At 72.2% G+C, this 22,906-nt stretch carries 23 protein-coding genes; 13 read left to right on the top strand and 10 right to left on the bottom strand.

Features of this window, described 5'->3' with window-relative positions; all coding sequences use genetic code 11:
• Positions 1-140: 140 nt before the first annotated feature.
• Positions 141-3,611, bottom strand: a complete 3,471-nt coding sequence (locus tag ABIC52_RS05400) for a proline dehydrogenase family protein (protein WP_209824842.1) — start codon at positions 3,609-3,611, stop codon at positions 141-143.
• A gap of 81 nt (positions 3,612-3,692) precedes the next feature.
• Between ABIC52_RS05400 and ABIC52_RS05395 the strand changes: the two genes are divergently transcribed.
• The 3 genes from ABIC52_RS05395 (at position 3,693) to ABIC52_RS05385 (ending at position 7,378) form a co-directional block, all read left to right on the top strand.
• Entirely contained in the window at positions 3,693-4,619 is a 927-nt protein-coding gene (locus ABIC52_RS05395; RefSeq protein ID WP_209824844.1) for a LysR substrate-binding domain-containing protein, read from the top strand.
• 368 nt (positions 4,620-4,987) lie between these two features.
• Positions 4,988-6,565: an Ig domain-containing protein gene (locus ABIC52_RS05390; RefSeq protein ID WP_354026820.1), complete on the top strand. Its 1,578-nt coding sequence runs from the start codon at positions 4,988-4,990 to the stop codon at positions 6,563-6,565.
• A gap of 180 nt (positions 6,566-6,745) precedes the next feature.
• Positions 6,746-7,378, top strand: a complete 633-nt coding sequence (locus ABIC52_RS05385; protein WP_354026819.1) for an FMN-dependent NADH-azoreductase — start codon at positions 6,746-6,748, stop codon at positions 7,376-7,378.
• Positions 7,379-7,426: 48 nt separating this feature from the next.
• Here ABIC52_RS05385 and ABIC52_RS05380 read toward each other — a convergent pair whose 3' ends face one another.
• Entirely contained in the window at positions 7,427-8,470 is a 1,044-nt protein-coding gene (locus ABIC52_RS05380; protein ID WP_354026818.1) for an MBL fold metallo-hydrolase, read from the bottom strand.
• 87 nt (positions 8,471-8,557) lie between these two features.
• Here ABIC52_RS05380 and ABIC52_RS05375 point away from each other — a divergent pair, with 87 nt between their 5' ends.
• Both ABIC52_RS05375 and ABIC52_RS05370 read left to right on the top strand, forming a co-directional pair.
• Positions 8,558-9,601, top strand: coding sequence for an ATP-dependent DNA ligase (locus tag ABIC52_RS05375; protein ID WP_126890404.1), 1,044 nt, complete (start codon positions 8,558-8,560; stop codon positions 9,599-9,601).
• Between the two features lie 101 nt (positions 9,602-9,702).
• The gene (locus ABIC52_RS05370; protein ID WP_153257421.1) at positions 9,703-9,846 is read left to right on the top strand and encodes a hypothetical protein; all 144 of its coding nucleotides are present in this window, start codon (positions 9,703-9,705) and stop codon (positions 9,844-9,846) included.
• 23 nt (positions 9,847-9,869) lie between these two features.
• On the opposite strand, the gene ligD is transcribed toward ABIC52_RS05370, so the two are convergent.
• A complete protein-coding gene (ligD, locus tag ABIC52_RS05365; protein WP_354026817.1) occupies positions 9,870-10,889 on the bottom strand; it encodes a non-homologous end-joining DNA ligase in 1,020 nt (339 codons plus the stop codon).
• Between the two features lie 34 nt (positions 10,890-10,923).
• Entirely contained in the window at positions 10,924-11,589 is a 666-nt protein-coding gene (locus ABIC52_RS05360) for a G5 domain-containing protein (RefSeq protein WP_126890406.1), read from the bottom strand.
• A 430-nt stretch (positions 11,590-12,019) separates the two neighbouring features.
• On the opposite strand from ABIC52_RS05360, the gene ABIC52_RS05355 reads away from it, so the two are divergent.
• From ABIC52_RS05355 to ABIC52_RS05345, 3 genes are read left to right on the top strand one after another with little or no spacing between them, the layout of a single operon-like run.
• Positions 12,020-12,856: a DUF429 domain-containing protein gene (locus ABIC52_RS05355; RefSeq protein ID WP_354026816.1), complete on the top strand. Its 837-nt coding sequence runs from the start codon at positions 12,020-12,022 to the stop codon at positions 12,854-12,856.
• 10 nt (positions 12,857-12,866) lie between these two features.
• Complete coding sequence (locus ABIC52_RS05350; RefSeq protein WP_209676706.1) at positions 12,867-14,069, top strand: glycosyltransferase; 1,203 nt, start codon at positions 12,867-12,869, stop codon at positions 14,067-14,069.
• The gene (locus ABIC52_RS05345; RefSeq protein WP_209676704.1) at positions 14,066-14,686 is read left to right on the top strand and encodes a uracil-DNA glycosylase; all 621 of its coding nucleotides are present in this window, start codon (positions 14,066-14,068) and stop codon (positions 14,684-14,686) included. The genes ABIC52_RS05350 and ABIC52_RS05345 overlap by 4 nt, the downstream gene beginning before the upstream one ends.
• Before the next feature lie 33 nt (positions 14,687-14,719).
• On the opposite strand, the gene ABIC52_RS05340 is transcribed toward ABIC52_RS05345, so the two are convergent.
• Entirely contained in the window at positions 14,720-15,148 is a 429-nt protein-coding gene (locus tag ABIC52_RS05340; protein ID WP_153257422.1) for a DUF6892 domain-containing protein, read from the bottom strand.
• A gap of 123 nt (positions 15,149-15,271) precedes the next feature.
• On the opposite strand from ABIC52_RS05340, the gene ABIC52_RS05335 reads away from it, so the two are divergent.
• Both ABIC52_RS05335 and ABIC52_RS05330 read left to right on the top strand, forming a co-directional pair.
• Complete coding sequence (locus ABIC52_RS05335) at positions 15,272-16,783, top strand: APC family permease (RefSeq protein WP_238638061.1); 1,512 nt, start codon at positions 15,272-15,274, stop codon at positions 16,781-16,783.
• Between the two features lie 287 nt (positions 16,784-17,070).
• Complete coding sequence (locus ABIC52_RS05330; RefSeq protein WP_354026815.1) at positions 17,071-17,685, top strand: hypothetical protein; 615 nt, start codon at positions 17,071-17,073, stop codon at positions 17,683-17,685.
• 2 nt (positions 17,686-17,687) lie between these two features.
• On the opposite strand, the gene ABIC52_RS05325 is transcribed toward ABIC52_RS05330, so the two are convergent.
• The 3 genes from ABIC52_RS05325 to ABIC52_RS05315 all read right to left on the bottom strand — a co-directional run bounded on the left by ABIC52_RS05325 (position 17,688) and on the right by ABIC52_RS05315 (position 19,160).
• A complete protein-coding gene (locus tag ABIC52_RS05325; protein ID WP_126890411.1) occupies positions 17,688-18,128 on the bottom strand; it encodes a hypothetical protein in 441 nt (146 codons plus the stop codon).
• 94 nt (positions 18,129-18,222) lie between these two features.
• On the bottom strand, positions 18,223-18,774 hold the full coding sequence (locus ABIC52_RS05320) for a DUF6264 family protein (RefSeq protein ID WP_354026814.1): 552 nt from the start codon (positions 18,772-18,774) through the stop codon (positions 18,223-18,225).
• On the bottom strand, positions 18,774-19,160 hold the full coding sequence (locus ABIC52_RS05315) for a DoxX family protein (RefSeq protein ID WP_126890413.1): 387 nt from the start codon (positions 19,158-19,160) through the stop codon (positions 18,774-18,776). The genes ABIC52_RS05320 and ABIC52_RS05315 overlap by 1 nt, the downstream gene beginning before the upstream one ends.
• 113 nt (positions 19,161-19,273) lie before the next feature.
• On the opposite strand from ABIC52_RS05315, the gene ABIC52_RS05310 reads away from it, so the two are divergent.
• Positions 19,274-19,606, top strand: coding sequence for a hypothetical protein (locus ABIC52_RS05310; protein WP_354026813.1), 333 nt, complete (start codon positions 19,274-19,276; stop codon positions 19,604-19,606).
• Positions 19,607-19,682: 76 nt separating this feature from the next.
• Here the strand turns inward: ABIC52_RS05310 and ABIC52_RS05305 are convergent, their stop codons facing one another.
• Positions 19,683-20,174 (bottom strand): DUF427 domain-containing protein, encoded by a 492-nt coding sequence (locus tag ABIC52_RS05305; RefSeq protein ID WP_209676696.1) that lies wholly within the window; start codon positions 20,172-20,174, stop codon positions 19,683-19,685.
• A 46-nt stretch (positions 20,175-20,220) separates the two neighbouring features.
• On the opposite strand from ABIC52_RS05305, the gene ABIC52_RS05300 reads away from it, so the two are divergent.
• The gene (locus ABIC52_RS05300) at positions 20,221-21,630 is read left to right on the top strand and encodes an amino acid permease (protein ID WP_354026812.1); all 1,410 of its coding nucleotides are present in this window, start codon (positions 20,221-20,223) and stop codon (positions 21,628-21,630) included.
• 37 nt (positions 21,631-21,667) lie between these two features.
• On the opposite strand, the gene ABIC52_RS05295 is transcribed toward ABIC52_RS05300, so the two are convergent.
• Positions 21,668-21,850 carry a hypothetical protein gene (locus tag ABIC52_RS05295; RefSeq protein ID WP_354026811.1) on the bottom strand — a complete coding sequence of 61 codons (183 nt, stop codon included), beginning with the start codon at positions 21,848-21,850 and terminating at the stop codon, positions 21,668-21,670.
• Between the two features lie 160 nt (positions 21,851-22,010).
• Here ABIC52_RS05295 and ABIC52_RS05290 point away from each other — a divergent pair, with 160 nt between their 5' ends.
• The gene (locus ABIC52_RS05290; RefSeq protein ID WP_354026810.1) at positions 22,011-22,892 is read left to right on the top strand and encodes a hypothetical protein; all 882 of its coding nucleotides are present in this window, start codon (positions 22,011-22,013) and stop codon (positions 22,890-22,892) included.
• Positions 22,893-22,906: the final 14 nt, after the last annotated feature.

Here is a 22,906-nt window from a genome sequence, read left to right as displayed (position 1 = left end):
CCAGCCCTGCCGGCGAGCAGTGGATCAAACGTCCGATGGTCGCGGTGCAGCGAGCTCGAGAGACCACGAATGCGACATCGAACCAGCGCGCGGTGCTGGTTCGATGTCGCATCCGTGGTTCGACTGCCGCCGCCCGCCGGTCAGATCAGCGCGTCGGTGAGGTGGTTCGGCGTCCCGAAGCGGTGCGCCGTGATCGACACCGCCTGCTCGCGGAGGAACGGCAGCAGCTCGATGCGGCCGGCCTCGGTGACGGGTTCCCCGTACACGGCGACGTCCGGTCGCCCGCCGATCGCGGTCGTCAGCGCTGCGGTCTCGCCGCCGATCAGCCGGACCCGGGTGGACTCCCCACGCTCGATGCGCTTCGCGAACGCCTCGTCCGACTGCCCCTCGGCGACGGAACGCACGTTCGGCAGCGCACGGATCGCGGATGCGAGCGCCGACGGCAGCGCGGCCACCGTCGAGACGTCGATCGTCGTGCCGGCTCGGACTGCTGCGGCGAGGACGCGCACGAGGTCGGCGACCGCGGCCTCCTCCGCCGATGCCAGGCGGACGTGCACGCCCGGGTACGGCAGGTACCGCGCGATGTTCCGCTCGGCCGAGAGCGCCGACACGTCGACCGCTGCGCCGAAGAGGGACGTCCAGGCCTGCTCGTCGGACGCGGTGGCGCGGTCGATCGACTCGGACGCGATCCCGGTGGCGCGGAGGAACGAGCGCACCGGAGCGGACACCGTCCCACCGGCCGACGCCTGCGCCGGCGTCCACGACCCGAGACCGAGCAGGTAGTTCAGCCCGCCGGCCTTCGTACCGGCACCGACCGCGGACTTCTTCCACCCGCCGAACGGCTGCCGCCGGACGATCGCACCGGTGATCCCGCGGTTGACGTAGAGGTTGCCCGCCTCGATCCGGTCGAGCCACGTGCCGATCTCGGTGGCGTCGAGCGAGTGCAGGCCCGAGGTCAGGCCGTAGTCGACCTCGTTCACGATGTCGATCGCCTCGTCGAGGGTCTTCGCGGTCATGATGCCGAGGATCGGGCCGAAGTACTCCGTGCGGTGGAAGGCCGACCCGCGCCGGACGCCGTCGCGGACACCGGGGCTCCAGAGCTTGCCGGTGTCGTCGAGGCGCTCCGGTGCGACCGCCCAGGACTCCCCCGCACCGAGCGTCGTCAGCCCCTCGAGCAGCTTGCCGGCCGCGGGCTCGATGACCGGGCCCATCTGCGTCGTCGGGTCGGTCGGGTACCCGACGGTGAGCGACGACACGGCGTCGAGGAGCTGCGACCGGAACCGGCGCGAGGTCGCCACGGACCCCACGAGCACGACGAGCGAGGCGGCCGAGCACTTCTGGCCGGCGTGACCGAACGCCGAGGCGACGACGTCCTTCACCGCGAGGTCGAGGTCGGCCGACGGCGTGACGATGATCGCGTTCTTGCCCGAGGTCTCCGCGAGCAGCGGCAGGTCGGGGCGGAACGACCGGAACAGCTCCGCGGTCTCGTACGCACCGGTGAGGATCACCCGGTCGACCCGGGGCGCGGCGATGAGCTGCTTGCCGAGGTCGTCCTCGGCCACCTGCACGAAGGCGAGCACGTCGGCCGGTACCCCGTGGGCGTCGAGCGCGGTCTCGATGACCGATGCGAGCACGGCGCCGCACCGCTCGGCCGGCGGCGCCGGCTTCAGCACGACGGCAGAACCGGCGGCGAGCGCCGCCAGGGTCGAGCCGGCCGGGATCGCCACCGGGAAGTTCCACGGCGGGGTGACCAGGGTCAGCGCGGCGGGCGTGAACGTCGCGCCGTCGACGTCGTCGAGCTGCGCGGCGAGTTCGCCGTAGAAGTGCGCGAAGTCGATCGCCTCGGAGACCTCGACGTCGGCCTGGTCGATCGTCTTGCCGGCCTCGGCCGCCATGACCTCGACGAGCGCGGCGCGGTTCGCCTCGAGCGCATCGCCGACCGCGTGCAGGACCGCGCCGCGGGCAGCGCCGGACCACTGGCCCCACTCGGTACCGGCGGCGCGGACGCGACCCAGGACGGACTCGAGCTGCTCGGCGGAGGTGAGCCGAGCCTCCTGGACCGCGCGTTCGCCGAGCGTCGACGTGGCGACACGGGACGTGATCGCAGCACCCCACTCGCGGACCGTCGCGACCGACGGGTCGCTGTCCGGCGTGTTCTCGAAGTGCCCGGGGCGAGGCCGCTCGACCGCCGCGTACCGGTCGGCGACGCGGTGCGGCGCCGGGGCGTCGAGACCGCCGGGCTGCGTGAGCGGGGCGAGGGAGTCGCGGAAGCGGGACTCCTCGCGTGCGAAGAGCTCGGGCGACGAGGCCAACGAGAACACCGCCGACATGAAGTTCTCCTGCGACGCGCCTTCTTCGAGCCGTCGGATCAGGTAGGCGATCGCGACGTCGAACTCGCCCGGGTGGACGACCGGCGTGTACAGGAGCAGCGAACCGACCGTGCGGCGGACCGCCTCGGCCTGCCCCTGGGCCATGCCGAGCAGCATCTCGAACTCGATGCCGTCACGGACGCCGCGCTCCCCGGCGAGCAGCCAGGCGTGCGCGACGTCGAACAGGTTGTGCCCGGCGACGCCGACGCGGACGTTCGCGATGCGCTCGGGCGTCAGCGCCCAGTCGAGCACGCGCTTGTAGTTGGTGTCGGAGTCCTGCTTCGTGTGCCAGGTGGCGAGCGGCCAACCGTGCACCGAGGCCTCGACCTGCTCCATCGGCAGGTTCGCGCCCTTGACGAGCCGGACCTTGATGTCGGCACCGCCGCGGGCACGACGCGCGGCCGACCACTCCTGCAGGTGCTGCATCGCGGCGAGCGCGTCGGGCAGGTACGCCTGGAGCACGATGCCTGCTTCGAGGTCGGTGAACTCCGGCTCGTCGAGGAGCTTCGTGAAGACCGCGATCGTCAGGTCGAGGTCCTTGTACTCCTCCATGTCGAGGTTGATGAACTTGCGCGGCGAGCTCTGCACGGCTCGGCGGAAGAGCGGGCGGAGCTTGGCGATGATGTCCTCGACCGCGTGGTCGAAGGCCCACGGGGAGTGCGGGTGCACGGTCGACGAGACCTTGATCGAGACGTAGTCGACGTCGTCGCGGGCGAGGAGCCGCTGCGTGCCCTCGAGCCGGCGCGAGGCCTCCTTCTCGCCGAGCACGGCCTCACCGAGCAGGTTGACGTTCAGCCGGACGCCGTCGCGCTTGATCTTCGCGATGGCGGGGCCGAGCTTGGCGTCGGTCGCGTCGACGATCAGGTGGCCGACCATCTCGCGGAGCACCCGGCGCGCGATCGGGACGACGACCCCCGGCAGCACCGGCGCCATGCCACCGCCGAGCCGGACGAGTCCGCGGAGCGCAGCGGGCAGGAAGCCGGGCGCGCCGGGCGCGATCTGCCGGAGCTTCCGGGCGGCGACCCCGAGGTCCTCGGGTCGGACGACGCCGTCGACGAACCCGACCGCGAAGTCGAGTCCGGCCGGGTCGGCGAGGACACCGGCGAGCTGCTTCGCCGAGCCGTCGACCGGGTAGGTCTCGGCCTCGGCCAACCACTGGCGGACGAGGGCGACGGACTGGTCCGCCAGGTCGTCGTGCGGGGTCGGAGCGGCGTCGGTGTCGCGTGCCTGGAGGTCGGTCATGGGATCAGTGTGGAGTTCCGGAAGCGTAAGCGGAAGCAACTCCTGCTGACGCGTACCGTTCAGTTCAGCTACTGTTCCGTCATGCTCGACGTCCGCCGTCTCGTGCTCCTCCGGGAACTCTCGATCCGGGGCACCGTCGCCGCCGTGGCCGGGGCGATGAACTTCACCCCCTCGGCGGTCTCGCAGCAGCTCGCGGTGCTCGAGCGGGAGGCCGGCGTGCAGCTCCTGCGACGCTCCGGCCGGCGACTGCAGCTCACCCCGCAGGCCGAGGTCCTCGTGGCCGCGGCGGGCGAGGTGCTCGACGTGCTCGAACGCGCACAGGCCAGCGTGGAGTCGACCCTGACGTCCGTGCAGGGCCGCGTGCGGGTCGCCGTCTTCCAGTCCGCAGCCCTCGCCCTGATGCCGACGGCACTCCGCGCGATGGCACTGGAGCACCCCGACGTCCGGGTCGAGATGGTGCAGCGCGAGCCGGAGACGGCGCTGAACGAGACCTGGGCGCGGGACTTCGACATGGTGATCGCCGAGCAGTACCCGGCGCACGCGGCACCGCGCTTCCCCGGACTCGACCGTCGCGACCTCACCACCGACTCGGTCCGCCTCGCGCTCCCGCCCGTCGACGTCTGCCTGGTGCCGCTCACCGACGACGACCCCGGTGTCGCCCTGCTCGAGGCCGCGGACATGCCGTGGGTGATGGAGCCCCGCGGGGCCGCGTCCCGGCACTTCGCCGAGCAGACCTGCCGCCGCGCCGGCTTCGAACCGGACGTCCGCTACGAGACCGCCGACCTGCAGGCGCAGATCCGCCTGATCGAGTCGGGGAACGCGGTCGGCCTGATGCCGGACCTCGTCTGGGCGGGTCGCTCGACGTCCTGTCGGCTCCTCGACCTGCCCGAACCGGCACGCCGCACGATCTTCACGGCCCAGCGGATGTCGAGCGCGGACTCGCCCGCCGTGACGGCCCTCCGGGCGGCCCTCGAGGGCGCCGCGAGCGTCCAGCGCGACCACGCCTGACGCCGTGCTCCGGCGTCGTTGCCGGATCGTGACCCGACTTCGGTGAGATCGGTCGTAGTGCTGCACACCTCCAGGTGAGGAGCCATCACGGCTCCACCGCACACCAGGGAGACGACATGCAGCACGACGACCGGCCGGTCCTCCGGCACACCGCGACGTTCCGACCGGGCGCGACGATCGCGTCCGCCGTCGCCGCACTCCTGCGGGCACCCTCGGTACGGAGAGCCGCACACGCCCCCAGTGCAGGTCACGATCCGGCCACACGCGCCCGCGTGGCGCCCCTTGGCGCCTACGATCCGAGAACGCCGGACATTCACGGCAGATTCTCACGATCCGGCACCCGACCGGACCTGATCCCTGGGGGAACAGTGCACCGCAGCACCTCCACGACCCGACGCGCCTGCGCGCTGGGGACCACCGTCGCACTCATCGGTCTGACCACCGGTCTGGGTGTCTTCACCTCGACCGCCGCGTTCGCCGACACGACGGCTGCCGTCTCGTCGACCGACCCGTCGCAGTCGACCGCCACGCCGACCGACACCACCACCGCGGCTCCGGCCGACACGACGACCGGCGCACCGGCCGACCAGTCGTCCGACGCCGGGACGACCCCGACCCCGACCACGACCCCGACCACGACCGCGGACCCGTCGACCCCGGCCGACGCCGAGACGCCGTCGGCCACCGAGACCGCGGCGCCGACGTCGTCAGACGCAGCGTCGACGGACGCAGCGTCCGGCGCAGCATCGACGCCGTCCCCGGCCGCCACCGCCCCCGCAGCGACGGACAGCCCGACCGCCGCCGCCGTGGCCGCACCGACGGTGACCATCGTCGGCACGCCCACCGTCGGCAGCACCCTGGGGTACGTCTCCACCGGGTTCACCGATCCGATCGACGCCTTCTGGCTCGTCGACGGCAAGGAGGTCGGACGCGGCGACACCTTCGTCGTGCCGAAGGAGCTGGTCGGCAAGACGATCACCCTGTCACTGCTGGGCAGCACGCAGGAGCAGTTCGCGCAGGACACCGTCGTCGTCGCCCAGGCCCTGACGCTGACCACCACCGCCGGCGAGGCGTTCTCGCGCTCGTTCGCCGTCCCGGCGCCCAGCGGTGCCGTGACGTACTCCATCGGCTACGCCGACCCGTCGTCCGCCGACCCGACGGACCCCGACGACGCTCCGGAGTTCCGCCTGCCCTACGACCTGACCCTCGATGCGACGACCGGTGTCCTGAGCGGCACACCGATCGTCGCCGGCGACTACGAGTTCACGATCGTCGCCACGGACGGGACGACGACCTCGACCCAGTACGTCGAGATCACGGTGGACCCGGCGGCGGCGGTCGGTGTCCTCGCGTACGTTACGGACACCTCGTCGGCGGAGTACTCCGACTCCATCGACGAGAACGGTGACGCCCACCTGACGCACCCGGTCAAGACCTGGATCATCCACCCGGACGGCAGCATCACCAGCATCACCCAGCCCGCGGACGACTCGCAGGAACCGACGATCGTGGACGGCGGCACCCCGACCGTGGCCCAGGGCGGGTCGCTCTGGATCAGCGGTGAGCTGGTCGACGAGTTCGGCAACTCGACGACGCAGTACGACGCGGACGGCAACCGCCCCGAGCCGACCGTGACCAGCGACGTCGCCACCGACCAGATCGCCTTCGACGAGGACGAGTACGCGACCAAGGTCACGTTCCCGCACGCCTCGACCCACCGCCTGACGGTGGCGCAGGACGACGTCTCGGTCTCCTTCCCGGTGACGGTCGTCCCGACCGCCGCGACCGTCGGCACCACGCCGACCGTGCCGACCGCGACGAAGGGCCAGCTCGCCTTCACCGGTGCCGACGAGACCGCGCCGATCGCCTGGGCCCTCGGCCTGATCGCCGCCGGTGCGGGTCTTGCAGGCGCTCGCACCATCGGTCGCCGTCGCACCCAGCGCTGAAACCGCCCTCCGGCACGGCCGTCGGTCCCGTTCGTCGGGCCGTCGGACCGGACCGGACGGGAGGCGCCTCCCGCGGCCCCGCCGTGTCCCACCCGGACACGACGGGGCCGTCGGCGTCCGTGCGGACACGACCGGTCGGCTGCCCGTCCGCCGCGGCCCGGCATCGGTAGCGTGGGCCGCATGCCCTCCCTGCTGCACATCGACTCGTCGGCCGACCTCGCCCACTCGCGTTCGCGCGCCCTGACCGCCGCCTTCGCGGACGCCTGGCGCGCCCGCGGTCCCGAGTACACGGTGGTGCGGCGGGACCTCCACGTCGACCAGCTCCCGCACCTGGAGTCGTCCGCACTGCACTGGGCAGCGGCCGACCGCACGGCCGAGGAGTCCGTCGCGCCCGAGGCCGAGGCGCTCCGCCAGCAGGTCATCGACGAGCTCCTCGCCGCCGACGCCGTCGTGGTCGGCGCGCCGCTGTACAACTACACGGTGCCGTCGACCCTCAAGGCGTGGATCGACCGCGTCCACGTGCCCGGGGTCCTGGCCGGCGACGTGCAGCCGCTCGCGGGGCGCCCCGTGGTGACCGTGGTGAGCCGTGGGGCGACCTACGACGCGGGCTCCCCGACCGAGACCTGGGACCACGGCTCGCCGGTGCTGCACCTCATCCTCGGCACCGCGCTCGGCATGAAGCTGTACCCGGTGACCGTCAGCGCCACCCTGGCCGACCGGATCCCGGACCTCGCGCCGCTCGCCGAGCACGCGGCGGCCGAGTTCGCCGACGCCCGCACGACGCTCGAACGGCTCGCAGCGACGGTCGCCTGATCCCACCGGTCGGGCAGGCCCCGCCGGTCGGACAGGCCCCGGCCGTCGTCAGGCTGGTCGGATCTCGTCCGACCGGCCGAGCAGATCCGCGTGGAAGGCCGTCTGGGTCAGCGCGCTCGCGAGCAGGAACCCCGACATCGAGTCGATCCCACCACTGAACGGCACGCGCGACGCGACCTCGAACAGGGTCGGGGACGTCAGCGCGTCGAGCGCCTCGGCGACGTGCCGGGAGCGCTCCTCGCGGTGTCGCGCGAGCGTCCGCGCACGCGTCACGACGTCCCGGAAGCGGTACTCGTGCCCCGGGCAGACCTCCAGGTGCGCGTACCCGTCGAGCCGCGCGAGGGAGGCCAGGTAGTCGCCGAGCGGGTTCGTCGCCGTCCGCCCGCCCAGGCCGATGCCCGGGTTGATCCGCGGCAGCACGTGGTCGCCGGTGAAGAGCAGCCCGTCGCCCTCGTCGACGAGGCACAGGTGCCCGGCGGTGTGCCCCGGCGTCCAGAGCGCCCGGACGTCGCGCCCGGGGATCGGCAGCATGCCGCCGTCCTCCACGAGCAGGTCCGCGAAGGGCTCCGCCGTCCGCCCGAGCCCGATCCGACGTCCGCTCCCCCAGGCCGCGACCACGCCGGCGACCAGCTCGTCGGGCAGCCCCCACCCGGCGATGTCGGCGTCGTTCGCCGCGGCGTCCTCCCGTTCCCGACGCAGGGCGTCGACCTCGAGCCGGTGCATCGCGACCCGGGCGCCGCTCGCGCGCCGGAGCGCTGCGGCGGCGCCGAGGTGGTCGGCGTGCAGGTGCGTCACCACGACGAGTCCGACCTGGTCGACGGACCGCCCGACCGCTGCGAGGCCCGCGCGGAGCACCGTGAGGTCGTCGTCCGCCGCCCAGCCGGGATCGACGACGGTGAGCGAGCCGTCGGTCCCCTCGACCACGTAGGACAGGGTCGCGTCCGGGACTCCTCCGCGGAACGGCACCGCGATGGTCCAGACCCCGGGGCGGACCTGCTCGACGGGCGGCAGGGCACCGGCGCGGAGCGCAGCGGCCTGCACGGGGCTGATCGGTTCCGGTGCCGGCGCTGCCGGCGGGGGCACGGTCGTCACGCGACCACCCTAGTGACGGAGCCGACCGAGCACGGCGAGCCGCGCCTCCCGTCCGTCCACCGGAGCACCCGCGAGTAGACAGGCAGCATGGAGATCGCACCGATGCTCGCCAAGGCCGTCGCCACCGTGCCCGACCCGGACAGCGTCCGCGGCGGGCTGCGGTACGAGCCGAAGTGGGACGGCTTCCGCGGGATCGTGACCGTCGACGGCGACGACGTCACCATCGGCAGCCGCGGCGCCAAGCCGCTGACACGGTACTTCCCGGAGCTCGTCGAAGCGTTCCGCGCGCAGTTCGGCGGGCGCGACCACCCGGTCGTGCTCGACGGCGAGGTGGTGCTGCGGAGCGGCGAGCCGGGCGCGGAGCACCTCGACTGGGAGGCCCTGTCGCAGCGCATCCACCCCGCAGAGTCACGCATCCGGAAGCTCAGCGTCGAGACCCCCGCACAGTTCGTCGCGTTCGACCTGCTCGCGGTCGACGGGACGGAACTGGTGGACCTGCCGTTCGACGAACGGCGCGAGCGACTCGAGGCCCTCGCGGAGGGCATGACCGACCCGCTGTTCGTCACCCGCACCACGCTCGACGTCGACCTCGCCCGCGAGTGGCTCACCACGTTCGAGGGCGCCGGTCTCGACGGCGTGGTCGCGAAGCCGCGGGCGAAGGCGTACGAGCCGAACAAGCGCACGATGCTCAAGGTGAAGCACCACCGGACCGCCGACGTCGTCGCGATCGGGTACCGCGTGCACAAGAGCGGCAGCGGCGTCGGCTCGCTGCTCGTCGGGCTGTACGACGAGGACGGCGACCTCCGCCAGGTCGGCGGCGTCTCCGCCTTCACCGACCGTCGGCGCCAGCAGTTGGTGGAGGAACTCGAGCCCGTCGTGCTCCGCGACGCGGACGGGAGGCCCGTGACCGGTGACGGGGAACGGTCGCGGTTCTCGTCGGGTCGCGACACCTCCTTCGTCCGGCTCGAGCCGTCGCGCGTGCTCGAGGTGCGGTACGACCAGATGGAGGGCGAGCGGTTCCGGCACACCGTGCAGTTCGAGCGCTGGCGGCCGGACCGCGACGCCCGGTCATGCGGGTTCGAGCAGCTCGATGTCCCATCTGCGTACGACCTGCGTGACGTGCTGTCCTAGCGCTTGCACCGGCCGTCGCGCGTCAATATGCTCGCAGTAGTTAGGCTAACTAGTGACTTCCGGACGGGGATCCGGGAGCACACAGCAGACGGGAGCGGGACATGATCATCGACGGCATCAGCGACGCCAACCGAGGCACCTGGTCCCGCCTGACGCGCCTGCACACGGCGAGCGTCACGCTGCCGATGCACACCAGCCGAGTCGCGAAGCCCGAGCACCGCGCCGAGGACGTCGCCGCGGCCTGAGCCGACCGGGGCTACCCGGCCCCTCAGTCCTTCTTCGCCCGGGACGGCTGCACGCGCGACGGCTCCCCCGGCATCTTCGGGAAGTCCGGCGGGAACGGCAGCTCGCCGAGGCCGTCCGCCAGGTCACGGTCCCACCAGCCGAGGAGCGGCGCGATGTCGCCCGGTTCCTCGTGCATGGTCTCCCACGGGTCCCCGCCGGTCCGCAGCCGTTCCGGGACGGTGAGCACCGTCAGTGTCGTCGGGTCCACGCTGTCGAGCTCGTCCCAGGTGACGGGCGTCGAGACGCTCGCGTGCGCCAGGGCTCGTGGGCTGTAGGCACCGGCCATGGTGCGGTCACGGTTCGCCTGGTTGAAGTCGACGAACACGCGCTGCCCCCGCTCCTCCTTCCACCACGACGTCGTGACCCGGTCGGGCATCCGCCGCTCGAGTTCCCGCGCCGCCGCGATCACCGCGTGCCGGACGTCGAGGAACTCGTGCTCGGGCCGGATCGGTGCGAACACGTGCAGGCCGCGGTTGCCGCTGGTCTTGATCCACGCCGTCAGGCCCACCTCGCCGAGCACCGTCCGGAGTTCGTGCGCGACCGGCACGGTGTCGTGGAAGTCGGTCCCCGGCTGCGGGTCGAGGTCGATGCGGAGCTGGTCCGGGTGGTCGGAGTCCTCGGCGCGGGACGCCCAGGGGTGGAACACGACGGTGTTCATCTGCGCTGCCCAGACCGCGACCGCCGGCTCGTCGATCACCAGCTGCGGGTGCGAGCGGGCGCTCGGGTAGGTCACGACGACGTCGCGCACGTACTCGGGAGCGCCCTTCGGCGGGTTCTTCGAGAAGAACGACTCGCCGTCGATGCCCGACCCGAAGCGCTGCAGCGAGATCGGCCGGTCGCCGTTCGCCCGGACGAGGGGGTCCCCGACCGCGACGAGGTACTCGGCGAGGTCGAGCTTCGTGATGCCGACCTCGGGGAAGAGCACGCGGGACGGACTGCTGATCCGGACCTCCCGGTCGCCGTCCGGGCCCGGGACCGTCAGCGTCGTCGCCTCGCTCGCCATGCAGCGGACCGTACACGGCCGGACCGGCGTCGGGTCACATGGTGTTCCAGTGCAGGTGGCCGTTGGCGTCGGGCCCCTTGCCTCCGCACTGGTACGAGCGACCGTTGGCCGCCTGTGCGACTGCGCCGCTCTGCGCGTCGGAGCAGAACGCCCCCGGGGTGATCGTGCCCTGGGCCGGGGCCTGCTGCACGGGCGCAGGAGCGGCCGGAGCCTGTTGGACCGGTGCCGGAGCAGGCGCTACCGGAGCAGGAGCGACGTACGAACCGATGGCCGTCACTTCGGCGACCGGAGCACGGGTCACTTCCTTGCCGACCTCGACACGGTCGGTCTCCACGCCGTCGGTCGTGGTCACGCGCCAGGTGGTCGTCTCGACGCCGTCGACCCCGGCCGTCGTGACCTTCGACTGTCCCTTCGGCAGCGCAGGGTCGTCGACCGAGGTCCGTTCGAACGGGATCGCGGTGTCCTCGGTCTCCTCCGAGACGGCGACGACGGGCGTGGGAGTCGGCGTCGGAGTGCGAGTGGCCTCGGGGCGTGCGGTCTCGGCGGCCGCCACCGCCGTCACGGGCCGTGCATCGGCGGCGTTCGACGCGACCGCCCCGACGAGCGCTCCGGCCGAGCCCACTCCCCCGAGCCAGATCGTCGCTGCGACCGCGACGACGATCGTCGCCTTGGTCTTCGTCCTCAGTGCTGCCCACCGCATGCCATCTGCCCCTTCCGGCCGGTCGGAGTCGATGGTGACGACACCTCAGCGTCACCGCGAGTCCCCCGAACGGGGCTCCGCGCCCACCGGATGAACCCTCGGCGATGCCGGACGCAGGCCGCCTGACCGCCGTCGCCCGCTCCCGCTCCCGCTCCCGCTCCCGCCGAGCGGGCCAGTTCTGTCACGCTCACCGCCTCCGGCCGACGACTTGCACCCGCTCGGCGCACCTCGGGCGGCACGTCGTGCCCGCTCAGTGCACCACGGGCGGCATGTCCTGCCCGCTCGGCGCACCTCGGGCGGCATGTCGTGCCCGCTCGGTGCACCACGGGCGGCATGTCCTGCCCGCTCGGCAACGGCTGCTGCGCGTCGGCCGGGCCGCTCGGCGACGGGTGTGGAGCGTCGACCGAGCGACAGCGGGCACGATGTACCGGTGACGGCGTACCTCGGGGTGGACCTGGCGTGGGGACTCGGCAGCGACCGGAAGCCCGCGAACGAGACCGGCCTCGTCGCGATGGCCGACGACGGCACGATCACCGACGCCGGGTGGGCCCGCGGGGTCGACGCCGTGACGGACTGGATCGCGGAGCACCTCGGCCCGCGGACCCTGATCGCCGTCGACGCCTCCCTCGTGGTGACGAACCCGACCGGCATCCGCGAGGCCGAGCGGCAGGTCGGGCAGCGCTACGGCCGGTGGAAGGTCGCGGCGAACCCGACGAACCTGGCCTCGGCGGCGAGCGCCGGCGCCCGACTGCTCGACCGGCTGACGGCGCTCGGCATCGGCTACGTCAATGACACCGCTGCGATGCGCGGGCGCACCGGGCCGGCGGCCTTCGAGTGCTACCCGTACACGACGCTCGTGGGTGTCGAGGAGCTCGGCTACGACGACGAGCGTCCGCGGTACAAGCGCCTCGACCTGAAGGTGCCGGCAGCCGTCGCCCGGCAGCGGCGTGCCGAGGCGTTCGACGAGCTCGTGCACCGGCTGCGCACGACCCCGCTCGACCCGCCGCTGCTGCTCGACTCGCATCCGCTGACGGCCGGGCTCGCCGAGTCCTCGGTGCTGCACGGGCCGACGCACAAGCACCGGGAGGACCTGCTCGACGGTGCCCTCTGCGCCTGGACCGCCGCGTTCTGGGAGCGGCACGGCGACGGACGGGTGCAGGTGCTGGGAGGTGACCCGGGCCTCCCGTCCGACCCGCCGGACGAGGCGGGCCGCCGGCCCGTCGTGGTGGCGCCCGCTCGTGGGTCCCAGCGGCGGCCGCGCGGCTAGGCTCGACGGCGTGAGCACCACGACCGAACCCCTGCGCATCGGGCTGGTGTCGCTGCACACCTCCCCCGGCGACGAGCCCGGATCCGGCGAGGTCGGCGGCATGAACGTCGTCGTCCGGCACCAGGCCGAGGCCCTGGCCGACCGCGGTCACCAGGTCGAGATCATCACGCGGCGGTCCGCGCCGACGCAGCCGGACAGCGTGTCGCTGGTGCCGGGCGTGTGCCTGAGGTTCCTGTCCGCCGGCCCCGCCGAGCCGGTGCCCAAGGGCGAGCACGACGCGTTCATCGAGCCGTTCCGGGCGGGCCTCGAGGAACTCGGCCCGTACGACGTGCTGCACTCGCACCACTGGTTCTCCGGCGTCGCCGCGTTGCCCGTCGCCCGCGAGCGGGGCATCCCGCACGTGCAGTCCTTCCACTCCATCGCGGCCGAGTCGGACACCCCGCTGTCCGAGGGTGAACGCCCCGAGTCCGCAGGCCGTCCCGCGGGCGAGCGGATGCTCGCACGCGAGTCCGACGCCGTGGTCGTGGTGTCCTCAGCCGAGGCGTCGACCGTCCGCACCCGCCTGGGCGGCGACGAGTCGCGCACCTGGATCGTGCCGCCGGGCGTCGACGGGTCCGTCTTCCGCCCCGCGGGTGCGGGTGCGCGCCGCGCGGAGACCCCGTACGTCGTCGCGGCGGCGCGCGTGCAACCGCTCAAGGGGCTCGACCTGGCGATCGAGGCGGTCGCGGGCATCGGCCGGGAGGCCCGCCCCACCCTCGTCATCGCGGGCGACGCCTCGAGCGAGGCGGGCGACTACGTGGACGAACTGCGTCGGCTCGCCGCCGCGCACGGCATCGCCGACCGCGTGACGTTCGTCGGTCCGCAGTCGCGTGCCGACCTGGCCTTCCTGTTCCGTGGCGCGGCGGCCGTGCTCGTGCCGTCGCACTCGGAGACGTACGGCCTCGTCGCGCTCGAGGGTTCCGCTTCCGGGGTGCCCGTCGTCGCCGCGGCGGCCGGTGGACTGCGGGAGGCCGTGGTCGACGGGGAGACCGGGGTCGTGCTGGAGTCGCGGGACCCGGGCGACTGGGCCGCCGAGATCGAGCGGATCCTGACCGACGCCGCGTACGCCGCCGGGCTCGCCGCCGCGGGGCGTGAGCACGCCGAGCGCCTGAGCTGGGAGCGGTCGGCTGCCGGACTCGAGGACGTCTACCGCCGGGTGCTCGGACGCTCGTGACGGCCCTCGAGGCGTTCTGGGCGGCACTCGACGCCGTCCCGGTGGCCGAGGACGCCGAGGCGCTCTACTCGACGGACTCGGCGGAGGGCCGGCTCCGACGGGCGAACCTGGCGGCCTACCTGTCCCACGTCGGGGCTGCTGCCGACACCGTGCTCGTCGCCGAGGCGCCCGGGTGGCGCGGCATGACGAACACGGGCATCCCCTTCACGAGCATGCGGGAGCTCGACTCGCTCGGGTTCGACGTCCTCGTGCCGCCGGCACCGACGGCACCGTGGGAGGCCTCGTCGCGGGTCGTGCACGGTGCACTGCAGGACTGGTCCGGGCCGCTGCCCCTGGCGTGGGCGATCTTCCCGCACCACCCGTTCGTCGCGCCCGATCGGCTGACGAACCGGACCCCACGCCCGGCGGAGGTGCGCGCGGGAGCCCCGGTCGCGCTCGCGCTGCTCGAGGCGCTGCGTACGGCTCGCGGCGCCGGACACCCGGTGCGGGTCGTCGCGGTCGGGCGGAAGGCACAGGGAGCGCTCGCGCTGGCGGGCATCGACGCCGTGGCGGTGCGGCACCCGGCGCAGGGTGGCGCAGCGCAGTTCACCGAGCAGGTGCGGGCGCTGCAGCGGTAGCGCGGGCTGCGCTGTGCCCGGCGCCGAGCAGGGTCAGGCGGAGCGGACCTCGACGCCCTTCGCAGCGAGGCGCTCGGTCACGTGCCCGGGCAGCGGCGCGGCGGCGTACACGGTCGTCAGCGCCGGGAGGTCGAGCACGTCGTCCCAGTTCTGCGGGTCGTACCGGTCGTCGGAGCCGTCCCAGCCGGGGTGGACGTCCTGCAGGACCTCGAGGTCGGAGTCGACGGTGAGCTCCGTCACCAGCGCCAGGTGCGACGGCAGCAGGTCGAGGTCGTCGTAGTACTCGCGGGCGCGGTCGTCCTGCCCCTCGACGTCGAGGTCCTCGCCGCTGTCCTCGTCCTCGTCCCCGTCGTAGGGCTCGAGGACGCCGAGGTCGTAGCAGAGGACGTCGAGCACGAGCAGCTTCGCGTTGAAGTCGGCGAACTCGACGGGTTCTTCGGTGGTGTCGGAATCGTCGTGCATGTCCCGGAGCGTAGCGACCGGCACCCGTGAGCGACCGCGTGATCAGGAGACGGGCGTGTTGCAGGCAGCGGCGATCTTCCTGTGAGAGTAGACAGAGTGCCATCCCTCGGGAAAGGCTGACGTATGACCACCACCAAGTCGGACGCGACGCAGCAGGAGCAGCCCACGCTCAAGCGCGTCATCGGGCCCAAGCTGCTGCTGCTCTTCATCGTCGGGGACATCCTCGGCACCGGTGTCTACGCACTCACCGGTCAGGTGGCCGCGGAGGTCGGCGGCGCCGCGTGGCTCCCCTTCCTCATCGCGTTCGCGGTCGCGCTGCTGACGGCGTTCTCGTACCTGGAGCTCGTGACGAAGTACCCGCAGACGGCGGGCGCCGCCCTCTACGTCCACAAGGCGTTCGGGATCCACTTCGTCACCTTCATCGTCACGTTCATCGTGATGTGCTCGGGCATAACGTCAGCGAGCACGGCCTCTCGGGCGTTCGCGGCGAACCTCGGCGCCGGCTTCGGTCTGGAGCTGCCGAACGGCGTCGTGATGCTCATCGCGATGGGCTTCATGCTCGCGGTGATGGCGGTCAACTTCCGCGGAGTCAGCGAGAGCGTCAAGACGAACGTCGTGCTGACCCTCGTGGAGCTGTCCGGTCTGGTGATGGTGATCCTCATCGGCTTCTGGGCGATCGCGGGTGGCAACGCGGACTTCTCGCGCGTGGTGATGTTCGACACCCCCGAGGACAAGTCCCTGCTGCTGTCCGTGTCCACCGCGACGTCGTTGGCGTTCTTCGCGATGGTCGGCTTCGAGGACTCGGTCAACATGGCCGAGGAGACGAAGGACCCGTCGCGGATCTTCCCGAAGGTGATGCTCACCGGTCTCGGCATCACGGCGGTCATCTACGTGCTCGTGTCCATCTGCGCCGTCGCCGTGGTTCCCATCGGTGAGCTCGCGGGCAACGAGACACCGCTCGTCACCGTCGTGCAGACCGCGGCACCGGACTTCCCGATCGCCGACCTGCTGCCGTTCATCTCGATGTTCGCGGTGGCGAACACGGCGCTGATCAACATGATGATGGCGTCCCGACTGCTCTACGGCATGAGCAAGCAGGGGGTGCTGCCCGGGTTCCTGTCGCGGGTGTCACCGGCCCGCCGCACCCCGTCGACGGCCATCGTCTTCACCACCGTCATCTCGCTGCTGCTCATCGGATGGGTGTCGCTCGACCCGGACTCCCCCATCGTCGTGGTCCTCGGCGGCACCACCTCGCTGCTCCTGCTCTCGGTCTTCACGGTCGTGAACCTCTCGGTGCTGGTGCTCCGTCGGGACCGCGTCGGCCACAAGCACTTCCGGGCGGGAGTCGTGATCCCCGTGATCGGTGTCGTGACCTGCCTGTGGCTGGTGCTGCCGTTCTCGTCGGGCCGGGACCCGCAGCAGTACCAGATCGCCGGAGCGCTGCTCGGCCTCGGCGTCCTGCTCTGGCTCCTCACCTGGTTCACGCACGGTCGGAAGCAGACCGAGAAGGCACCGACCGGCCTCGTCACCGAGCCCACCGCTGTGGTCCCCCCGGGCACGGGTCACCGGCACCACGCGGACGGCGGCCACGCCGAGCGCACCGACGGGCGGCGTGACGACGGGCGGGACGGCTGATGGAAGCGAGCGAGATCATCCTGGCGGTGTCCGTCGGGGTGATCGCCCTCATCTCGCTGTCGGCCGCCTTCCGCTCCGGGCGACGGCGAGACTGATCTCCGGAGGCCGGGCCGACCTGCGGACAGTGAGCGGCAGGCCGCGTGAGCGGCGGGCGGCGGGCCGGGTCCTCGGCTGCCGACACCCCCGATCGGGCGGCTGCGGTTCCCAGCCGACGCCCGTACGCTCGTCGTGCTCTGCACCCGACCGTCCGGCCCTCGCGACGGACCACCCGCCCGGAAGGACCCGCCATGCGCCGCGCCGGCATCACCATCGCCTCGGTGTTCGGGGCAGGGGTGGTCGCAGCCGTCATCGGCGTGGTGGTCGTCGTCGTCATCGCCGTGCATTCGCTGACCGGTGCAGCCAGGTCTGTCACCGCCGAACCCGCATGCCCGGACGTCCCCTCGCGGACCGTCGGCGGCATCGTGGTGCCCGCTGGACCGATCGCCGGCTTCTGCCAGGACCGTCTGGTGAACGCGGCGTACGTGATCGAGGCCGCACAGGCGCTCGGCATCGGCCCGCACACCCAGGCCGTCGGCGTGATGACCGCGATCGGCGAGTCGAGCCTGGTGAATCTCGACCACGGGGACGCCGCCGGACCGGACAGCCGCGGGCTCTTCCAGCAGCGCGACAACGGCGCCTGGGGCACCTACGAGCAGCGGATGGACCCGTACACGGCCGCGACGATGTTCTTCACGAAGCTCGTCAAGACGCAGGGGTGGAAGACGATGACCCCGACCCAGATGGCGCATGCGGTGCAGATCAACGCGGACCCGGACCACTACGCGAAGTCCTGGCCGGAGGCGAAGGCCGTCGTCGAGGGGCTGACCGGCCAGACCGTGCCGGACACCGCCCCGCAGGGCTGAGGTCACCGCAGCACCGGCCCGAGTTCCTCGGCGTCGTGGAGCTCGACCATCGACGCTCCCGTCGCGTTCACGACGACCTGCCCCCGGAGGCGCACCGCCCGCTCGGCGAAGGCGCACGCGCAGGCGTCGATCCACTCCCAGTCGACCGGGAACAGCTGGGTCTCGCCCGGCCGTTCCCACGCGAGCACCACCTCGGCCGCGGAGTTGTCGACGCAGACCTCGGCGACGAGCGTGGCGAAGTCCTCGACGTGCTCGTCCGGCTGCAGCGGCAGGTCGGACACGGGGAGCAGGAACGGCACCGGGATCGCCCGTTCGTCGAGGAAGAGCACCCAGCACTGTCTCCGGATCGGGCGTCCGACGACCCCGGAGACGAGGGCGACGACGTCGGCGTCGGTGCGTGCGGACGTGGTGAACAGCTGGTCGAGCACATCGGTTCCTGACATGCCCCGAGCCTGCGGGACGCCAGCGGCCGCGAGCAGCGCCGAGCAACGATCTGTGGACGCCGTCGCCGAAGTCGTCCGCTGTGCAGGAGGACGGTCAGAACCCGTGCTGGACCGCGGCGTCGACGAGCAGCAGCGCGGCGAAGAAGACGACGACCATCGCCGCGATCCCGACGAGTGCCAGGGGCCAGGCGAGCCGTCGACGGACGAGTCGCAGCACGCAGCCGACCACCGTCCCGACGAACACGAGCGCGACGATGACCGGTCCGACGGTCACCACCCCGGTACCGAGGCCGGCGTCGCACGTGTTGCCGGGAGCGGCGCACGAGTGGAACGCCATCGACAGGAAGACGATGCCGCCCCCGGCGGCCACCGCCTCGACGGCGAGCAGGGCGAGCAGCAGCACCGTCGCCACCACGTCGACGACGTGACGGGGCGTGCGGGCGGCGCCCCGAGCCTCCCGGCCGGACGACGCCGACGACGCAGACGGAACCGGCGACGCCGACGCGGACGCGGACGCGGACGCAGGTGAACCCGGCAATGCAGGCGGAGCCAGCGACGCAGCCGACGCCACCGCCGCGTCCGACCCGGCCACGTCGACGGGCCCGGACGACAGGTCCGGGTCCTGCGATGCAGCCGGGGCGGACATCAGCGCCCCGTACCGGACCCGCGCGTCGACCAGAGCGCCGCCCAGATGAGCAGCGGCTGCCCGAACAGGCGGGCGACCCGCTTCTCGTCCGAGTCGAGCCCGAACGCATCGCGCCGGTTGACCCACTGCGACAGGTTCCCCGGGAAGATCACCGTGAAGAACAGCGCCGCGATCGTGCCGACGGTCTTCCGGCGGCTGCGCGGCGTGACCAGGAGCGCGCTGCCGAGCCCGATCTCCGCCACGCCCGAGGCCAGCACCGTCGTGTCCGTGTCGAGCGGCACGAAGTCCGGCACCTGGGCACGGAAGTCACGGCGGGCGAAGGTGAGGTGGCTCGTGCCGGCGAAGACGAGCGCGGCACCGAGGAGGACACGGACGAAGGAACGCATGCCCCCATCGTGCTCGCTCCCACGAGAACCGTCCGGCGCGTCGGACGGCAGCGCGCGACGCGGCGGCCGAGGCGTGCTGGCACGCTGCCTTCCACCTCGGTAGGTTCGGACCCATGGCAGCCGTCGCTCGCGACCACGAACCGCCCGCCGTCCTCGCGACCGTCGCCGTGCTGCTCGCTCCCCTCTCGCTCTGGATGGGCATCATCGTGCCTGCCGCCGACATGACGCGGCATGTGCTCCTCGAGTCCGTGTTCGGCATCGTCTGCGTGCTCTGCGGCCTCCGCGCGGTGCGCCTCGCCGGTCGCCGGCGCGCGGTGCGCGTGTGGGCGTGGATCGGGCTGGTGCTCGGTGCGCTCGGCCTGGTGATGATGACCTGGCAGCTGCTCGCCTTCGCGACGGACGGCGGCTTCCCGCCGCCGTTCTGGTCGCCCTACGCCCGTCGCTGACGGCGGGCGGTCGCCACCGGTCGACGGCCTGGAGGCGCGGCACACCTCCGCAGCACCGGTCCGGCTCGGCGTGCGGTCACCAGCCGAGCGTGCCCGGCCCGCCCTTGAACGGTCCGACCACCCGCGAGGTGATCCACCCGCCGTAGAAGTCGCCCTCCTGCGCCTGCACGACCTCGCCGCCGACCTCGCAGGAGTCCACCGCCGACGGGTAGATCGCGATCCGGTCGCGCAGGTCCTCGTACCCGGGCTCCGGCGTCGGGTAGTTCCACGCCGCCCGGGGCGCGACGACCCCGTCCCCGCCGACCACGTCGAAGTAGCGTGCACGCCCCTTGAACTCGCACATGCTCGACCCCTGCGCCGGACGCAGCTCGACCCCCGCCATCGGCACGTAGTAGACCGGCGGGTGCGAGGTCTCGAGCACCCGCACCGCATCGGTCGTGTCGACCACGACCGCACCCCCGAGCCGCACCACGACCCGCTCCGGGACGGCCTCGACGGCGGGAGGACGCGGGTAGTCCCAGACGGACTCCTGACCGGGACCGGGTTCGACACGAGCTGCACGACGCATGCTGCCGGGTCTACCACCACCGCCGCAGAAGGAGCAGAGTGGGCGCGTGACGACGACGACACAGGGGATCTTCCGGCGGAAGCCCATCGAGACCATCGACGACGGACCCGAAAGCGAGGGCGGCCTGAAACGGCACCTCGGTCTGTGGCAGCTGACGGCCATCGGCATCGGCGGCATCATCGGCGCGGGCATCTTCACGCTCGCCGGCACCGTCGCGAACGGCGTCGCCGGGCCCGCCGTCCTCATCAGCTTCCTCATCGCCGGGGTCGCGAGCGCGGCCGCCGCACTCTCGTACGCGGAGTTCGCCGGACTCATCCCGAAGGCCGGCAGCGCCTACACGTACGGGTACGCCGTGCTCGGCGAGGTCGTCGGGTGGTTCATCGGCTGGGACCTGCTGCTCGAGTACACGGCCATCGTCGCCGTCGTCGCGATCGGCATCTCCGGCTACGTCGGGTTCCTGGTCGGGCAGTTCGGCATCGACCTGCCCGCGTGGATGCTCGGCGCGCCCGGGACCGGTGACGGGCACGTCGTCGACGTGTTCGCGATCCTGCTCTGCCTGCTCACCGCGTTCGTCCTGACCCGCGGCATCCGGAGCGCCGCCCGCTTCGAGCTCGTCGCCGTCGCGATCAAGGTCGGGCTCGTCGTGCTCATCGTCGTGCTCGGCGTGTTCCACATCAACAGCGCGAACTACTCGCCGTACTTCCCGTTCGGCTTCGGCGGGGTGATGACCGGCGCTGCGACCGTGTTCTTCGCCGTGTTCGGCTACGACGCGATGTCCACCGCCGCCGAGGAGTCCACCGACGCCCGGAAGCACATGCCGAAGGCGATCCTGCTGTCCCTCGGCATCGCGATGGTCCTCTACGTCCTGGCGACCCTGGTGCTCACCGGCATGCAGAAGTACACCGACATCGACCCGGCCTCGGGGTTCTCGTCGGCGTTCGCGTCGGTCGGGCTCGGCGGGGTCGCGAACGTCATCGCGATCGGTGCCATCGTCGGCATCGTGACGGTGCTCGTCACCTTCATGCTCGGTGCCTCGCGCGTCTGGTTCTCGATGAGCCGCGACGGGCTCATGCCGAAGTGGTTCGCGAAGACCGACCCGAAGCGGCACGTGCCGACCCGGGTCACCTGGATCCTGGGCATCGCGTCGGCGGTGCTCGCCGGGGTGCTGCCGATCGGCGTCGTGGCGGAGCTGACGAACATCGGGATCCTGCTCGCGTTCGTCGTGGTCTGCTCGGCGGTGATCGTGCTGCGCTACCGGCAGCCCGACCTCGACCGGCAGTTCAAGCTCCCGTTCATGCCCGTCGTACCGATCATCGGTGTCGTCGCGTCGCTGTGGCTCGTGACGTTCCTGCAGTGGGAGACGTGGGTGCGGTTCGCGATCTGGTTCGCGATCGGGCTCGGGGTGTACTTCGGGTACTCGCGGAAGCACAGCAAGCTGGCCACGGAACAGCGCTGAGGCTCCTCGCCCGAGGGCGGCGGTGCGCGTGCTCCCGTCAGGAGAGCACCGGACCGCCGGGCCAGTCCCGGTAGAGGATGATCGCTGCGTCCGGCGGCTGGACGCCGCCAGCCACCCACTCCATGCCGTCAGACAGGAGCTCGCTGTCGCGGAAGCGGGCACGCACAGCGTCCACGAACTCGTTTGCGAACGGCTCGTCGATCGTCTGGGTCGTACTCATGACCGCCATCATGAGCAGTCTCCGGCCGTGCTGTCACCTCCGCCGGCAGGCCGTCGTCACGCCTCGCCCGTGCTGGGTACTCGCGTCGTCCTCGCTCCTCGGTCGGTAGTGTCGACCCGTGGTGGGGGAAGCAGCACGGGTCACCGATACCGTGCGTCCGGTGACGGTCCGCGGAGGTGTCGTCGCGCCGATCGCCTGGACGGCACTGTGCACGGGCGTCCTCGCGCTCGGAGTCTGGCTGGCCTCGACCCGAGCGGTGTTCGGTGGCGCCTGGTTCACCCAGCTGTGGACGAGCGGCCTGCTGCTCGCCTTCGGTGTGCTCGGCCTGTACATGAGCGTCGGGAGCATCCGGAACCGCATCCGCGTGTTCCCGGATCGACTCGAGGTGGTGCCGCACCTGCGGCGGACCCGGACGATCTCGCCCGGAGAGCTCGTCGAGTTCAGCGCATCGGGAACGGGCAACACCACCATCCGCGGCCGGACCGCGCGTGGTCGAGGCTTCTCCACCGACCAGTTCCACCGCAACCACGACGTCCTCGTCCACTGGCTCGAACAGAACGCCACGGAGCCGTGGACGGAGTTCACGACCTTCTTCGACAATCTCACCGCGGACCGGAAGCCGAGACAGGTGCGCAACGTGCTGTTCACGCTGTTCTCCGTCTGCTTCTTCGTCACGACGCTGTCGGCGATCCCGGGGCTGTTCGTCATGGTCGCCTACGACGACGCACACCAGGAGCAGGTGACCTGCACGATCACGTCAGCGCGAGCCGTCACCGTGTCGAACCGGTCAGCCAAGGGTGCCGGTTCCTCGCACCCGGCCCTGTCCCTCGAGACGACCGACTGCGGGCACCTGACCCTGTCGCGGCGCATCTACTCCGACAACCGCGACGCCGTCGCACGGCGGTACGACCGGGCTCCCGGCCCCTACCGACTCACCGTGGGCGGTGGGAGCTTCTGGCTCCGGCAACACGCGTCCGTGCCCGTCCCGGAGCCGACGGTCTACAGCATCGACGGGCCCGCCGCAGGCGCAGCCGAACGCTGATCAGCGATCCCGCG

The organism is Curtobacterium oceanosedimentum, assembly GCF_040545555.1.
Taxonomy (GTDB): domain Bacteria; phylum Actinomycetota; class Actinomycetes; order Actinomycetales; family Microbacteriaceae; genus Curtobacterium.
This window is presented reverse-complemented; position numbering and strand designations above follow the sequence as displayed.

Excerpts from the sequence above, each read along its gene's own strand:
- ABIC52_RS05400 (WP_209824842.1), bottom strand. The coding sequence starts at position 3,611 with ATGACCGACCTCCAGGCACGCGACACCGACGCCGCTCCGACCCCGCAC.
- ABIC52_RS05395 (WP_209824844.1), top strand. The coding sequence starts at position 3,693 with ATGCTCGACGTCCGCCGTCTCGTGCTCCTCCGGGAACTCTCGATCCGG.
- ABIC52_RS05385 (WP_354026819.1), top strand. The coding sequence starts at position 6,746 with ATGCCCTCCCTGCTGCACATCGACTCGTCGGCCGACCTCGCCCACTCG.
- ABIC52_RS05375 (WP_126890404.1), top strand. The coding sequence starts at position 8,558 with ATGGAGATCGCACCGATGCTCGCCAAGGCCGTCGCCACCGTGCCCGAC.
- ABIC52_RS05370 (WP_153257421.1), top strand. The coding sequence starts at position 9,703 with ATGATCATCGACGGCATCAGCGACGCCAACCGAGGCACCTGGTCCCGC.
- ligD (WP_354026817.1), bottom strand. The coding sequence starts at position 10,889 with ATGGCGAGCGAGGCGACGACGCTGACGGTCCCGGGCCCGGACGGCGAC.
- ABIC52_RS05360 (WP_126890406.1), bottom strand. The coding sequence starts at position 11,589 with ATGCGGTGGGCAGCACTGAGGACGAAGACCAAGGCGACGATCGTCGTC.
- ABIC52_RS05340 (WP_153257422.1), bottom strand. The coding sequence starts at position 15,148 with ATGCACGACGATTCCGACACCACCGAAGAACCCGTCGAGTTCGCCGAC.
- ABIC52_RS05335 (WP_238638061.1), top strand. The coding sequence starts at position 15,272 with ATGACCACCACCAAGTCGGACGCGACGCAGCAGGAGCAGCCCACGCTC.
- ABIC52_RS05330 (WP_354026815.1), top strand. The coding sequence starts at position 17,071 with ATGCGCCGCGCCGGCATCACCATCGCCTCGGTGTTCGGGGCAGGGGTG.
- ABIC52_RS05325 (WP_126890411.1), bottom strand. The coding sequence starts at position 18,128 with ATGTCAGGAACCGATGTGCTCGACCAGCTGTTCACCACGTCCGCACGC.
- ABIC52_RS05320 (WP_354026814.1), bottom strand. The coding sequence starts at position 18,774 with ATGTCCGCCCCGGCTGCATCGCAGGACCCGGACCTGTCGTCCGGGCCC.
- ABIC52_RS05315 (WP_126890413.1), bottom strand. The coding sequence starts at position 19,160 with ATGCGTTCCTTCGTCCGTGTCCTCCTCGGTGCCGCGCTCGTCTTCGCC.
- ABIC52_RS05310 (WP_354026813.1), top strand. The coding sequence starts at position 19,274 with ATGGCAGCCGTCGCTCGCGACCACGAACCGCCCGCCGTCCTCGCGACC.
- ABIC52_RS05305 (WP_209676696.1), bottom strand. The coding sequence starts at position 20,174 with ATGCGTCGTGCAGCTCGTGTCGAACCCGGTCCCGGTCAGGAGTCCGTC.
- ABIC52_RS05295 (WP_354026811.1), bottom strand. The coding sequence starts at position 21,850 with ATGAGTACGACCCAGACGATCGACGAGCCGTTCGCAAACGAGTTCGTG.